11 protein-coding genes are annotated in these 14,606 nt (G+C 38.2%); 6 read left to right on the top strand and 5 right to left on the bottom strand.

The window, feature by feature from the left end; translation table 11 throughout:
* The first annotated feature begins 82 nt into the window (after positions 1-82).
* Both pnp and HNQ69_RS02235 read left to right on the top strand, forming a co-directional pair.
* Positions 83-2,284, top strand: coding sequence for a polyribonucleotide nucleotidyltransferase (pnp, locus tag HNQ69_RS02240; protein WP_183228470.1), 2,202 nt, complete (start codon positions 83-85; stop codon positions 2,282-2,284).
* A 70-nt stretch (positions 2,285-2,354) separates the two neighbouring features.
* Positions 2,355-3,353 (top strand): methyltransferase, encoded by a 999-nt coding sequence (locus HNQ69_RS02235; protein ID WP_183228686.1) that lies wholly within the window; start codon positions 2,355-2,357, stop codon positions 3,351-3,353.
* Between the two features lie 9 nt (positions 3,354-3,362).
* On the opposite strand, the gene hslU is transcribed toward HNQ69_RS02235, so the two are convergent.
* Together hslU and hslV are read right to left on the bottom strand one after the other, a co-directional pair.
* Positions 3,363-4,673, bottom strand: a complete 1,311-nt coding sequence (hslU, locus tag HNQ69_RS02230) for an ATP-dependent protease ATPase subunit HslU (RefSeq protein WP_183228469.1) — start codon at positions 4,671-4,673, stop codon at positions 3,363-3,365.
* Positions 4,674-5,255, bottom strand: a complete 582-nt coding sequence (gene hslV / locus HNQ69_RS02225; RefSeq protein WP_183228468.1) for an ATP-dependent protease subunit HslV — start codon at positions 5,253-5,255, stop codon at positions 4,674-4,676. It abuts the gene before it with no gap.
* 219 nt (positions 5,256-5,474) lie between these two features.
* Here hslV and HNQ69_RS02220 point away from each other — a divergent pair, with 219 nt between their 5' ends.
* The 4 genes from HNQ69_RS02220 to HNQ69_RS02205 all read left to right on the top strand — a co-directional run bounded on the left by HNQ69_RS02220 (position 5,475) and on the right by HNQ69_RS02205 (position 10,218).
* Entirely contained in the window at positions 5,475-6,464 is a 990-nt protein-coding gene (locus HNQ69_RS02220; protein ID WP_183228467.1) for an asparaginase, read from the top strand.
* A 174-nt stretch (positions 6,465-6,638) separates the two neighbouring features.
* Positions 6,639-7,583 (top strand): type I pantothenate kinase, encoded by a 945-nt coding sequence (coaA, locus tag HNQ69_RS02215; protein ID WP_343056827.1) that lies wholly within the window; start codon positions 6,639-6,641, stop codon positions 7,581-7,583.
* Positions 7,584-7,596: 13 nt separating this feature from the next.
* Positions 7,597-8,973 (top strand): leucyl aminopeptidase family protein, encoded by a 1,377-nt coding sequence (locus tag HNQ69_RS02210; RefSeq protein ID WP_183228465.1) that lies wholly within the window; start codon positions 7,597-7,599, stop codon positions 8,971-8,973.
* Between the two features lie 378 nt (positions 8,974-9,351).
* Positions 9,352-10,218, top strand: coding sequence for a C40 family peptidase (locus tag HNQ69_RS02205; protein ID WP_183228685.1), 867 nt, complete (start codon positions 9,352-9,354; stop codon positions 10,216-10,218).
* A 1,158-nt stretch (positions 10,219-11,376) separates the two neighbouring features.
* On the opposite strand, the gene mutT is transcribed toward HNQ69_RS02205, so the two are convergent.
* The 3 genes from mutT to HNQ69_RS02190 all read right to left on the bottom strand — a co-directional run bounded on the left by mutT (position 11,377) and on the right by HNQ69_RS02190 (position 14,263).
* Positions 11,377-11,790: an 8-oxo-dGTP diphosphatase MutT gene (gene mutT, locus HNQ69_RS02200; RefSeq protein ID WP_183228464.1), complete on the bottom strand. Its 414-nt coding sequence runs from the start codon at positions 11,788-11,790 to the stop codon at positions 11,377-11,379.
* Positions 11,791-11,925: 135 nt separating this feature from the next.
* Positions 11,926-13,164, bottom strand: coding sequence for a bifunctional glutamate N-acetyltransferase/amino-acid acetyltransferase ArgJ (gene argJ / locus HNQ69_RS02195; protein ID WP_183228463.1), 1,239 nt, complete (start codon positions 13,162-13,164; stop codon positions 11,926-11,928).
* 145 nt (positions 13,165-13,309) lie between these two features.
* Positions 13,310-14,263, bottom strand: a complete 954-nt coding sequence (locus HNQ69_RS02190; protein WP_183228462.1) for a peptidylprolyl isomerase — start codon at positions 14,261-14,263, stop codon at positions 13,310-13,312.
* Between the last annotated feature and the right edge of the window lie 343 nt (positions 14,264-14,606).

The following is a 14,606-nucleotide window of genomic DNA, read 5'->3' as shown; positions in this document are numbered from 1 at the left end:
TGCCCATAGCTTTAAAATATGCTACGCAAAACCAGAATGTAAGCATTTAAAGATGCAAACACTTGGTCATGAAGGATAAAAAATGTTCAAAACGCACAAGATAGAAATTGAGTGGGCCGGTCGACCACTTATCATCGAAACAGGAAAAATAGCCCGGCAAGCCGATGGTGCGGTAATTGCTACCTACGGAGAAACTATTGTCTTAGCAACCGTTGTATCGACAAAAAACCCGAAACCAGACCAAGATTTTTTTCCACTCACCGTTAACTATCAAGAAAAATCCTATGCTGTTGGTCGAATACCAGGTGGTTATTTAAAACGTGAAAGCCGACCAACTGAAAATGAAACATTGATTTCACGTTTGATTGACCGTCCAATTCGTCCTCTCTTCGCCGAGGGCTATAAAAATGATACACAAGTGATTGTTTCCGTTATACAGCATGATCTTGAAAATAACCCCGATATCCTTGCGATGATTGCATCTTCCGCTGCACTAACTCTGTCAGGTGTTCCTTTCATAGGTCCTATTGCAGGTGCCCGTGTCGGTTATTGTAACGGACAATATGTTCTCAATCCTCATATTGATGAAATGCCTGAATCAAAACTTGATCTTGTTGTTGCCGGAACGGAAAGTGCTGTGTTGATGGTTGAATCAGAAGCACAAGAATTATCGGAAGATATCATGTTGGGTGCCGTTATGTTTGGGCACAAAGGCTTGCAACCTGTTATTGATGCCATCATCAAACTTGCCGAAGTTGCCGCAAAAGATCCACGTGATTTCGTTCCCGAAGATCTCTCTGATCTCGAAAAAGCTATGCTGGAAATGGCCGAACAGGATATAAGAAAGGCTTATACAATTACTGATAAACAGGAGAGGTATGCTGCAATTGATGCACTTAAAACAGAAGTCATCAATAAATTTATGCCGAAAACAGAAGAAGACTGTAAATTTAGTGTAGATCAAATTGCAACCGTTTTCAAACAGTTGCAAGCAAAAATTGTTCGTTGGAACATTCTTGATACGGAAAAACGTATTGACGGACGTGACCTTTCAACAGTACGTCCTATCCAATCAGAAGTTGGTCTTTTACCCCGAACACATGGATCCGCACTCTTTACCCGTGGAGAAACACAAGCAATGGTCGTTGCAACACTGGGAACCGGTGAAGATGAACAATATGTTGACTCCTTAACAGGTATGTACAAAGAAACGTTTCTCCTCCATTATAATTTCCCACCATTTTCAGTGGGGGAGACAGGACGTCTTGGTTCTCCTGGCCGCCGCGAAATTGGGCACGGAAAATTGGCATGGCGTGCACTTCATCCCATGTTGCCAACGAAGGAAGCCTTCCCTTATACTATTCGTGCTGTTTCAGAAATTACTGAATCGAACGGATCATCTTCCATGGCGACTGTTTGTGGAACTTCACTTGCTCTCATGGATGCTGGTGTTCCGTTGGCGCGCCCAGTAGCAGGTATAGCCATGGGCTTGATTAAAGAAGGTGAACGCTTTGCTGTATTGTCCGATATTTTAGGAGATGAAGATCATCTCGGTGACATGGATTTTAAAGTAGCTGGAACAGAAAATGGTATTACCGCCTTACAAATGGATATAAAAATTGATGGTATTACCGAAGAAATTATGAAAATCGCACTTGAACAAGCCAAAGGTGGTCGAATCCATATTCTTAATGAAATGGCCAAAGCCTTAACGAGTGCACGTGCCGAACTTAGCGAATTTTCTCCACGCATCGAAGTTATGAACATTGCTGTTGATAAAATTCGTGAGGTTATCGGTTCAGGCGGTAAAGTTATCCGAGAAATCGTTGAACAAACTGGAGCTAAAATCAATATTGAAGATGACGGAACAATTAAAATTGCTTCTGCCGATGCTAAAACTATTGATGCGGCAAAGCGCTGGATCCATTCCATTGTTGACGAACCTGAAGTTGGTGCTATCTACCAAGGAACTGTTGTCAAAACAGCAGAATTTGGCGCATTTGTAAATTTCTTTGGCCCACGTGATGGGCTTGTTCATATTTCTCAACTCACATCAGAACGCGTTACAAAAACAACAAATGTTGTCAAAGAAGGCGATAAAGTTTGGGTCAAATTAATGGGCTTTGACGAGCGTGGTAAAGTTCGATTATCAATGAAAAGCGTCGACCAAAAGACCGGTGAAGAAATTATAAGTGAAAAGCCGGGAAAAGAAGAACAAGAAAAATGCATGGATGAAAAAAACAAATCCGAAAACAAGCGCCGTCGTAAAAAAACAGAAGAATAATCTTCCTTTTGTCACAAAACAAAATGCCATCCTCATAACAGAATGGCATTTTTCTTTGAAAGAGACACATGTGTTCCTGTTTTTACCTTTTGAAAAGCATGCACTTCCTCTTCCCGATTCAAGCCAATCTTGGTTAAGTTTTGGTTTAACGGAAATCCCCGCTCAAGAATGGACAAAAAACTTAAAAGTTATAACACCATGGCGACAAGATTTTTTAAAATTTTCCAATGCTCAATTTCACTGCTTTCCTCAAGTAGATAAAACTTTTACCTATGATGGTGCATTTTTGCACTTAAGCAAGTATCGTGGTTTCAACCAGAATTGTTTTCTTGATTTATTAGAATGTGTTAAACCTGGTGGATGGATTGTTATCGGTGGGAATAAAACTGTCGGTGCTGCTTCAATGATGAAATGGGTGAAAACTCTTGTTCCCATCACTGATAAATTGTCTAAAAACCATGGACTGGTCTTCTGGCTTCAAGTTCCACAACAAATAGAGAAACAGAGTATTGCGCAGTTGCGCTCACTACCGCTCACTTTTGAAAATAAATTTCAAACCACTTCTGGCATGTTTTCGCATGGTCGTATTGATCCAGGATCTGCCGTGCTTGCTCTGCATATGCGTAAAGTTATTTCTGGAAAAACTGCTGATTTCGGTGCTGGCTGGGGTTTTCTTTCTTACGCTGCACTTGAAAAAAGTGAGAAATTAACAACTCTCGATCTCTATGAAGCCGATTACAACGCTTTGAGAGCAGCTAAACAGAATCTCAAACACATAGCAGCTCCTTGCCCAATTCACTTTTATTGGCATGATGTTGTGTACGAACCGATCACAAATCTGTATGATACAATCGTTTCAAACCCACCATTTCACACGCAACAAACTACAGATATTTCATTAGGACAGCATTTTATTATAAATGCTGCAAAATATCTAAGACCAGGCGGCAAGCTGCTTCTTGTTGCTAACCGCCACCTGCCTTATGAAACAGTGTTAAAGAATATTTTTCGCACAGTATTGATACATGAAAAAAACCATAGCTTCAAAGTTATTGAAGCCCACCGTTAAAGGATAACTCTAAAGAATGAAACGTGAAAGGTCGACATCAGCAGCAAGCTCACCTATCGATTGTCTCACATAAGCAGCATCAATTTTAAATGAGGTTCCGGCTTTATCAGGGGCCGTAAAAGAAATCTCATCCAAAACGCGTTCCATCACCGTTTGCAAACGTCGTGCCCCTATATTTTCAATCCTTGCGTTTAGATCCACAGCAATATCCGCTAATGCATCAATCGCATCATCGGTAATTTCTAAATGAACTTTTTCTGTTGCCATTAAAGCAATATATTGCTTAATCAGACTGGCTTCAGGTTCGGTTAGAATACGCCGTAAATCTTCTCTTGTTAAAGCATTTAGCTCCACGCGGATGGGCAAACGTCCTTGAAGCTCCGGCAATAAATCAGATGGCTTGGAGACATGAAAAGCACCTGAAGCAATAAAAAGGATGTGATCTGTTTTAATTTGCCCATATTTTGTAGCAATTGTTGTTCCTTCGACCAAAGGCAAAAGATCTCGTTGAACACCCTCACGCGAAACCGCAGCACTTGCCCCACCATCTCTGGTCGCAATTTTATCAATCTCATCGATGAAAACAATTCCGTCATTTTCAGCAACACGAAGCGCTTCTTGAATAATTTGGTCTTGATCAAGCAGTTTTTCAGATTCATCATCAATGAGTGGCTTAAAAGCATCTTTGACGGTCGTTTTGCGGATCTTTGTACGGCTTCCTATTTTGCCAAAAATATCTGACAAATTCATAATTCCCATTTGGGCACCAGGCATTCCAGGAATATCAAAAGTCGAAGCACTATTGCTATTATTATCGGCTACTTCAATTTCAATCTCTTTGTCATCCAATTCACCTTCACGCAATTTTTTACGAAAACTATCACGGGTAGCGGGACTTGCTGTTTTACCAACAAGAGCGTCCAAAACACGCTCTTCAGCATTCATATGCGCCTTTACTTTAACTTCATCTCGCTTTTTTTCACGCACAAGAGAAATAGAAATCTCAACAAGGTCACGAATAATTTGCTCAACATCACGTCCGACATAACCAACTTCAGTAAATTTAGTCGCTTCTACTTTAACAAAAGGTGCTCCAGCAAGTTTTGCTAATCGACGCGCTATACCTGTTTTACCAACACCTGTTGGCCCTATCATCAAAATATTTTTTGGCATAACCTCTTCACGCATTGGACCATCAAGCTGTTGTCTACGCCACCGATTGCGCAGTGCAATAGCAACAGAACGTTTAGCATCATTTTGGCCAATAATAAAACGATCAAGTTCAGAAACAGTCTCACGAGGGGAAAATATAACACACATTCAAATAGCTTTCTCTAAAGAAGATAATTCTGCATCCAATGTTTCAATCGTAAAATGATCATTGGTGTAAACACAAATTTTAGCGGCAATAGCCATAGCTTTATGAGCAATAGTTTCAGCATCCAAATCCATATCCATGAGTGCCCGCGCAGCCGAAAGAGCAAAATTGCCTCCAGAGCCAATTGCCATAACCCCATCTTCTGGTTCTAAAACATCACCAAGCCCCGTTAAAGCTAAAGTTATTTTCTTATCAGCCACGAGCATCATTGCTTCAAGACGACGCAAATAGCGGTCTGTTCTCCAGTCTTTTGCAAGTTCTACACATGCACGCATGAGCTGATCAGGATATTGTTCAAGCTTCGTTTCCAATCTTTCGAGTAAAGTGAAAGCATCTGCTGTAGCACCTGCAAAACCAGCAATAACTGCACCACCCTTCCCAAGGCGACGAACTTTACGCGCGTTGCCTTTCATAATTGTTTGTCCAAGTGAAACCTGACCATCACCGGCCATCACGACTTTTCCATCCTTTCGTACAGTAATAATAGTTGTACCATACATTATGTCTGGCTTATGTTCCGCCATAAGGAAACTCCTTAATATTAACTTCTATTCTTAATATTCATTTCTTTTCATTCAATGTAAAATGCAATTACTATTACCTTTATTTAAGAACATATACTGCAAAACACAATAATTCAGTACAATTCAATTTATTAAAATAAAAAATGATATCATTGTTATCAATGCAAATTGTTGCTACATAGTTTTTACAAATAGTTTGCGTTTTGTAAGGGAAAAATTATGAAAAAAATAGCCATAGGAACATTGGGAGGAACCATTGCAATGGCCACTGATAGTTCTGGCCAAATGCAACCGACATTAACCTCAGATATCCTCATTAAAAGTATTCCTGGTTTAAATAAAGTCGTTAATATTCATGCGCAAACGTTAACACAATTACCAAGTGGATCTTTATCGTTTAAGATCCTTTTTAAAATTATAGAGTGGGCAACACAACAAATAAAGGCCGGAGCAGAAGGTATTGTTTTAACCCAAGGGACTGATACTCTGGAAGAGACAGCTTTCTTTCTTTCCCTTTATTGGAATAAAGCAGAACCCCTCATTATAACTGGTGCTATGCGTGTACCCTGTGAAGCAGGTGCTGATGGACCAGCTAATGTTTTAGCAGCAATCCGTGTTGCTACTCATACACAAAGTCGAAATAGAGGCGTTCTCGTTGTAATTAATGATACCATTCACTCCCCTTATTGGGTCCAGAAAAACCATACTGTTAAAATTGAAACATTTCAATCAGGTTTGGCAGGTGTTTTAGGCACTATTTTGGAAGGAAAAGTGATTTATTTTAATGATAGAAATTTTTTCTCGAAAACATTTGATCTTCCCAAAAACTATGATCACCAAGTTGCACTTCTATATTCTTCTTTGTCCTCTGACACCCAATTAATGAAATTCTGCCTTGAAAGTGGGCATTATGCTGGACTTGTCATTGCTGGTTTCGGATCAGGACATTGTAGTTTTGAAGAAGCAGATCTCGTGCGACAATATACACAAAAAATGCCAATCATTATCGCTAGCCGTACCTGTACTGGCTCTACAACACGTACAACTTATGGCTATAAAGGCTCAGAAGTTGATATGATTGCTTCTGGCGCCCTCATGTCTGGTTATTTATCAGCAGTAAAAGCACGTTTACTCTTATGGGCTTGTTTGGCACAAGGACTAACATTGGAACAAATTAGTGCACATTGGAATGACTGGACTATAAGCTAATAAAAGATTACTCCTATTTTAAAGAAGAGAACATGCAAAATAAAATTCATTTGAACACTAAACAGTCTGCCTATCTATTTTTAATTAATTCCTGCTGCAAAAAGATTCTCGACCAATAAGATGATTAATAAGACTCTGCCAAAAATTGATCCTAAAGATAACCTGGTTAAATCTATTTCTGATCGATATTCACCCTACCGTGTCTTTACCGCACAAGAATGGTCTCGGTTTCGTGCGGATACACCCCTTACTCTGACCTTTGATGAAATTAAACGTTTACGCTCAATTGATGATCCAATTGATCTTGAAGAAGTACAACGTATTTATCTTTCCTTATCGCGTCTGTTATCGTGCCATGTTGAAGCAGTACAAGAACTCTTTTACAAACGTCAAAAATTTTTACAGCAAAAAGGAGCCAAGAAAACTCCTTTCATCATTGGGATTGCTGGCTCTGTTGCAGTAGGGAAATCAACAACGGCTCGTATCCTCCAAGAACTTTTGAAACGTTGGACATCCAGCCTTAAAGTTGATTTGATCACAACCGATGGTTTTCTCTACCCTAACGCTGTTTTACAGAAAAAAAACCGTATGAATCGTAAAGGATTTCCTGATTCCTATGATATTGAAAAATTGCTAAACTTCCTTTCTTCTATAAAGGCCGGTATTGGTAATATTAGAGCCCCCCTTTATTCGCATATGACCTATGATGTTCTGGAAAATCAGACCATTACCATAAACCATCCCGATATTTTAATTATTGAAGGTATTAATGTCCTACAAGTCAGAGATCTTCCTAAAGATGGAAAAGTCATTCCTTTTGTTTCAGACTTTTTTGATTTTTCAATCTACGTAGATGCTGAAACAGAAGTCATTCGACATTGGTACTTGGAACGTTTTAAACATTTGCGTAAAACAGCTTTTCAGAATCCTAAGTCCTATTTTCATCGTTATGCACTAATGCATGAGGAAGAATCCTTAAAAATCGCTGAAAATATCTGGCAAACAATTAATTTGAAAAATTTACAAGAAAATATACTGCCAACACGCCCACGGTCTAACCTCATTCTACGAAAGGGAAAAGACCATTTGGTCGAATATGTTGCACTTCGACGATTATAAGGAGTTCTTAAATATGAAGCATCTACACCACATTACTTTCACTTCAACACGTATCGATAATAGTTGTCCCATCTTCTTGGTAAGTCCTAAAAGTCTTGCTGATTTATCGTTTGATACAACCACAACAACATGGATGAAAGTGAATGATTTTACTGGAAAAGCAGGACAAATACTCTTTATACCTCACGAAACGGGATCTTTTAAAAAAGTTTTATTTGGACTAGGCAATGGTGATGAACCTTTTATCACAGGACTTCTTGCCAAAAAACTTCCCGCTGGTAAGTGGCATTTAGAAGGAGCAGCCTCCCATGAAATGAATACTTATCTTGGATTAGCTTTTGGAAGCTATCAATTCAACCGCTATCGTCAAAATTCCTCCCACAAAACACTCTCTATTCATGTTAAAGACACGGTGAATTTGAATGAACTTCAACGCCTTTATAAAACTGTCTTTTTTATCCGTGATCTCATCAATACTCCAGCCAATGATATGAATCCTGATACCCTTGAGGAAGAGGCACGTCAACTAGGAAAAACCTACAATGCTTATGTCGAAAGCATTCGTGGAGATGCGCTTTTAACACATAATTTTCCAATGATTCACGCCGTTGGACGAGCCGGCAGCACGGCACCACGACTGATTGAGTTACGTTGGGGCCAAGAAAACCACCCTAAAATAACGTTAGTTGGCAAAGGCGTAACTTTTGATACTGGAGGGCTGGATATTAAATCAGCTAATAACATGTTACGCATGAAAAAAGACATGGGAGGTGGTGCGCATGTTTTGGGGTTAGCTAAACTTATCATGGATGCGAAATTGCCCTTTCGTCTTCGTGTTTTGATTCCAGCCGTTGAAAATGCAATTTCTGCCAATGCCTACCGACCAAGTGATATTCTCCAAAGTCGTAAAGGTTTAAATATTGAAGTTGGCAATACAGATGCTGAGGGACGACTTGTCCTTGCCGATGCGCTCACTTATGGTGATGAAGAAAGTCCACAATTCTTGGTTTGTATGGCTACTTTAACAGGAGCAGCACATATAGCATTAGGACCAGATCTTCCCGCATTTTATTGTAATGACTCAACATGGGCGCAACAAATTTCTCAATCTGCTCTTTCTGTTTCAGATCCTCTTTGGCAAATGCCACTTTGGAAACCCTACCAAGAAATGTTATCATCACCAATCGCTGATCTAAACAATGTAACTGGAAATAATTTTGCTGGCTCTATAGTCGCTGCTTTATTTCTTAACTCTTTTGTTGAAAAAGCGGAACATTTCGCACATTTTGATCTTTATGGATGGATTTCAAAAGAAAAACCAGGATACCCTGTCGGTGGTTCCGCACAAGTTATTCGTGCTCTTTATAATCTCTTTAAGAATCAAGTTTGACACAAAATCTTCACAAAAATGTATAATTCTAAAACTCGAAGAGTGACTTCTTACCGTTTTAGAATGCGATTCTGTGCTTTATTTTTCAATATAACTATTTTATTTATAAAGATAATTTATTGTTTTGCGTATTAAGGTAAGAACTCCAGAGAGAGTGAGATTCTTTCATTTGAAGTCTTTTTATGATGAATCAAACAGTGTTTTAAAAAAGAGCAAGATATCTCTTATGATGAAACATTTTAATGCAAGAGTGGTAGCAATATTGGAAACTGGTTTGTTACCTCATCAACGTAAAAATGATATTGTACAATGGGTGCAAAATTCTACAAATATTGTTTTCATACGCCTATTTAAAGATAAAAAATGAAAGGTAAACAGATGGTAGCTAAAGATCCAAGGTTATATGCATTCAGAGATGATCTAGCAGATAAGCGTCTTGAAACAGAGGTTACTGCTCAATGTTTTGTTCAAGGTGAAAAAAAGCGCGTTAATACTGCTGTTGCTGGGTTGTTTAAAGAAAATAACAAAAAAAGTGAAAGACAAACAGAGTGTTTATTAGGAGAAGAGCTTCTCATCTTTGAACAAAGAGAAACAATGTCGTGGGGGCAATCACTCAAAGATGGTTATGTCGGTTATATTGATACAACAGCTCTTTGTACATCAACTGTAAAACAAACACATGTTGTTTCAGTACCACGCACTTTTCAATATTTACAAGCTGAATTACGTGGTCCAATGGACTGTTCCTTATCTATGGGAAGCAAAGTCAGTGTTGTCGATGAAATCGAAATCCGTGACACAATCTATTCTAGACTTGAAAATGGTAAAGCAATCATTAGCCATCATCTCAGTCCCATTGGGCACGTGTATGAAGATTATGTTACAGTTGCTGAAACTTTTATCCACACACCTTACCTTTGGGGTGGTGTTAGTGGGTTCGGAATTGATTGCTCAGGGCTAGTCCAGCTCTCCATGATGATGACTGGACAAATGGTTTTACGCGATACTGACATGCAGCAGAAAACTATAGGAAAACAGCTCACAGACAGTGATAAACTTCAACGAGGTGATTTGATTTTTTGGAAAGGCCACGTCGCCATTATGATTGATCATGAAAATATCATTCATGCAAATGGCTTCTCCATGAACGTTATGATCGAGCCATTAAAAGAAGCAATTACCCGGATCGCTAAAAAACATCAAAAATATCCTGTAGCAAAACGCCGTCCAATATTGGAAACGTAATATGTGCTCTTAATAGAAGCACAACTAAAAATTTTCATTGTTATGTTTTTTGATGATCCATTTTAAATCCTTAAAAAATAAGGCGGATTGGAGTAACTTGTTGATCTCCTATCAACGAAAAACATATTTACAAGCTTATTTATGTAGAATGGAGTTAATCACTTTGTCTTTTCTTAAAGCGCATATTCAGCATTCACCCAAAAAACCTTTATCAATATTCATGCATTTTTTAGATATTATGAAAATTCGTCAACCAGTTTACTAAATAGCTTGCATTAAAATACCATCTATTACAAGTAAGAGATTTATTTTAAATCATAATTACCATTGTGCATATCCAAAGGTCTCTTGATATTATACTGCTTCATTGCTTTAAACATTTCTACTGAGTATCCAAAACTGTTCAGTAACAGCCGAAAAAAAGATTTGCATATTCGTTTCGGAAGTAGATAAAATTATAACAGTAAAAATTATTGCTCGGCTTTATTACTCCTTTTTGTTCAACTTCATGGCTTTCAAACACATTCAAAGCAACATATTTAAAATTATAAAGATTGTTTGGTGTTTTATGTTTTTGTTTCTTGCATTTTGGAATAAAATTCAGGATCTTCATGAGTAGTCTCATACCACTGTATTGCCCGTTTGCGTCCTTCATTGGATAGCTTTACTTTCTCTTCATCTCTCAGCACTTACCTATGAATGCATAAAACAAAATCTCCTGAACACCGTCATATTTACATTTGTGGAGACATAATCCAACTTTATCATATTTAATCTCCACTTACTGTTATGAATGATATTAAATTTAAACAGTCTATTCATCGTATATTTCATCTATTCCACAACTGTTTTTCAAATTACTTTCTCCTTTACAGGCTTGTAATTGAACAATTTTCTCTTGATTTAGAGTAAGAGTATTTAAAAAATGGAAAAGTGTAACCTTAAGAAGAAGAATTAACTATCGAAATGATAATTTTTTTATAAATCAATTTATTATAGTTAATGTATCATAATGATGATTAAATCGTTTTATCACGTAAAAAGAAAATCTTTAACGAAACCACAAAGCTTTTTCTTGGAAAAAATTTTCTTCATCATCAATATCTCATGAAACAAATGCACCTTATCTGGAAGCGATATTCTCTTCTCCCAAACACATTAAAGAAGAAGATTTTTTAGTACCTGAACCAACGGTTTATCAGCATCAGGCATAGGATATTTATCAAGATCGCCAATAAAAATCCATTTTAAATTTTGCCCCTCTCGTCCTTGCACAACACCCTTATAATGGGCACAAAGATACAATGGCATTAAAAGATGAAATGTTTCATAACCATGGCTCACAAATGTTAAAGGCGATAAATCATTTGGCTGAACATGAACACCAAGCTCTTCTTCTAACTCACGAATCAAGGATTCCTCTGGAGTTTCTCCGTGTTCAACCTTTCCACCAGGAAATTCCCACAAACCAGCCAGTGACTTTCCCTGAGGACGCTCTGTAAGCAAAACATGATTATCTTGACCTAATAACGCGCATGCAACAACAAGAAGAAGTGAAGTTTTTATAGACATACCGCTCTCCAACGGGAATAATAAAATAAGTCTCTTTTTTACCACATCCTCTTCTCAAAGACAAAATAACTCAAGTACTCAGGTAACCTCTGACAGAACATACAAGCCCCCAATGTCAAATTTATGATGCATCATTTAACTTCTGTAATCGCCATTGAGCATAACGTACTCTTTCGTCAAATCGCAAGACCAAACTGTCGCTTCACCAATGCCTAAACCGATCTCAACCCGAATTGTAATATGTTTACCTCGCATATAAGCGCCTATTGTCTCTTCGCAATATTCAGGATCTCGTTCACCATTGACAGCCAAACGATGTTCCCCAAACCAAATTGCTAAGAGATCACGGTCTACTTCAACACCTGCCTTACCAACTGCCATAACCACCCGCCCCCAGTTAGCATCTTCACCTGCAATGGCAGTTTTTACAAGTGGTGAATTTGCAATTGATAAAGCAATAGTCTTAGCAGCACTATCTGTTGTAGCGCCAACCACATTTACCTCAATTAAATGACGCGCCCCTTCTCCATCACAAACAACTTGTAATGCAAGCTCATGCAAAAGCGCACTCAATTGCTTTGCAAAAACCTCATAACGTGGATCAGATTGACTCGTAATACAAGGGATTTTTTTCTTTGCTTTTCCTGTCGCAAATATCATAAGTGTATCTGATGTTGAGGTATCACTGTCAACAGTAATTGAATTGAAAGAGCTCTGAACTGCCTCCGATAACATGGATTGGAGTATATCGGAAGAAATTCCTGCATCACTTATAACAAAAGAAAGCATTGTCGCCATATCTGGTGCGATCATACCAGCACCTTTTGCAATCCCATTAATAGTAACAGTCTCTCCCCCACAATCAAATCTGCGCGTAGCAAGTTTTGGAAATGTATCAGTCGTCATAATGGCTTTTGCAGCTTCCAACCAGTTTCCTTCTTTTGCTGTTTTCGCCATACTTGGTAAAATATTTATAATACCTGACGCATCCATTGGCTCACCAATAACACCTGTAGAGGCCATAAAAATTTCATTTTCTCTCACCTTCAAAGCGTTTGCTGCTGCACACATTATTGCATCTGTTGTATGCTTTCCTTTATGTCCTGTAAAAGCATTTGCATTCCCAGAATTAACAACAATACCCCGAGCAACTCCATGAGGAAGTGATGCACGACAATGCTCCACAGCAGCAGATGGACATTTTGAGCGCGTAAAAACACCCGCCACACTTGCTGGCTCATCAAAGATGATAAAAAGAAGATCTGTACGACCTTTATATTTAATCCCAGCTTCAGCTGTCGCTATCCGCACACCAGATAATGGTGGAAGTTCCTGTATGTTTTGGTGAGACAAAGGCGATGTTTTTAAAGTCACAGTACACTTTCCATAAAAATAGAGGCAATTTCATGCAAGAATATTATTGTCGGAAAACACCCGCTAGCAAACAACCGCCAGGCTTTTCGAATGAAATTAATCTATCAAATTGCCCAGCAATATACTCTCCACTTCATTTTCCTTCCTATTCCGTATCTTCTTCATCAGATGTTTCATCTGGCAGCGACATCCCATTCTGGCTGAGCGACTGCATGAGTTTTTCAATATTAGGATCAGGATATTTCACATCTATCTTGCTGCGCAAATCAACAATCAGTTTTTGGTAGCGTTCTTTGATCAGCTGTGTACGCAACATCTCTTTAACTTCATCAAATACAGGAGGTTGTTTCAAACGACGATCTTCTACCTTAATAACATGCCAACCAAAAGGACTTTCAACGGGCGTTTTAGTGTATTCGCCAACTTTTAGCCCAAAAGCAGCATCTTCGAAAGACTTGACCATTTGACCATGACTGAAATAACCAAGATCGCCCCCAACAGCTGCAGAACCATCTGTTGAACTCTTCTTTGCAATCTCTTCAAAATTTTCCCCTTTATTTAAACGCTTAACGATAGCTTCTGCTTCTTTTCTCGTTTTTACTAAAATATGGCGCGCTTTAATCTCATCCTCTTTGGGCAAAGCAGCAACCTCTTTATTGTAAAGAGTTTCCAAATCAGCATCCGAAATTTGGTCAACAACCGTCTGTTTAAAATAAAGCTGTTGAAGAACATTATCCCGCATAACTGCCATACGTTTATCGTAAGCTTCACTCTTATCGAGACCCTTACTTATTGCTGCTTTAGCAAGTGCCTGCATATCCAAGTAAGCTTTTAAAACCATTACACGGCGTTGTTCATCAGGAAGACGTGTTAAATTAGGATTTATTTCAAGCGCTAACTCATCCAATTGCCCTGCTGTAATATTCTTCCCATCAATAACTGCCATAATATGGGAGGGAGGAATGTTTTTTTCAGAAGCTTTCTCCAAAGTCTTTAAATCATTAGACGATGAATTCAAACTTTCTCGGGCTATCACCCCTAAACTCGTACTTACCAATAAAGTTGATGCCAAAAACAGCGTGATAAACTTGAACTTCATAAATATACTCCTTAAAAATGAAGGCTCGTTCAATATTCCAATTTTTTATCATATTAATCTCTAAACAAAGATAAATAAATCAGTAATTTTATTTTAAAAAGTGTAAACATGTTCTTTTATCTCAGTTTATCACACACTGCCTAATGCTGTTAAAAATCATGATAATATAGAAAAATGGCATACTAGATCCTAAATTACTTTGTATTGTATCAACTAAACAGCATGACTAAAGTTGACATGGTGCACTTAGCCTTTTATCTCTATTTTATAATCGGAGTAAAAAATTGCACACAAACAGGTATAATGGTACCATCTGCATCTCGTTATATTGAATAGCTTGAAG

Origin of the sequence: Bartonella callosciuri, from assembly GCF_014203215.1 — a bacterium.
GTDB classification, from domain to species: Bacteria; Pseudomonadota; Alphaproteobacteria; order Rhizobiales; family Rhizobiaceae; genus Bartonella; species Bartonella callosciuri.
This window is presented reverse-complemented; position numbering and strand designations above follow the sequence as displayed.

Excerpts from the sequence above, each read along its gene's own strand:
- pnp (WP_183228470.1), top strand. The coding sequence starts at position 83 with ATGTTCAAAACGCACAAGATAGAAATTGAGTGGGCCGGTCGACCACTT.
- hslU (WP_183228469.1), bottom strand. The coding sequence starts at position 4,673 with ATGTGTGTTATATTTTCCCCTCGTGAGACTGTTTCTGAACTTGATCGT.
- hslV (WP_183228468.1), bottom strand. The coding sequence starts at position 5,255 with ATGGCGGAACATAAGCCAGACATAATGTATGGTACAACTATTATTACT.
- HNQ69_RS02220 (WP_183228467.1), top strand. The coding sequence starts at position 5,475 with ATGAAAAAAATAGCCATAGGAACATTGGGAGGAACCATTGCAATGGCC.
- HNQ69_RS02210 (WP_183228465.1), top strand. The coding sequence starts at position 7,597 with ATGAAGCATCTACACCACATTACTTTCACTTCAACACGTATCGATAAT.
- HNQ69_RS02205 (WP_183228685.1), top strand. The coding sequence starts at position 9,352 with ATGGTAGCTAAAGATCCAAGGTTATATGCATTCAGAGATGATCTAGCA.
- mutT (WP_183228464.1), bottom strand. The coding sequence starts at position 11,790 with ATGTCTATAAAAACTTCACTTCTTCTTGTTGTTGCATGCGCGTTATTA.
- HNQ69_RS02190 (WP_183228462.1), bottom strand. The coding sequence starts at position 14,263 with ATGAAGTTCAAGTTTATCACGCTGTTTTTGGCATCAACTTTATTGGTA.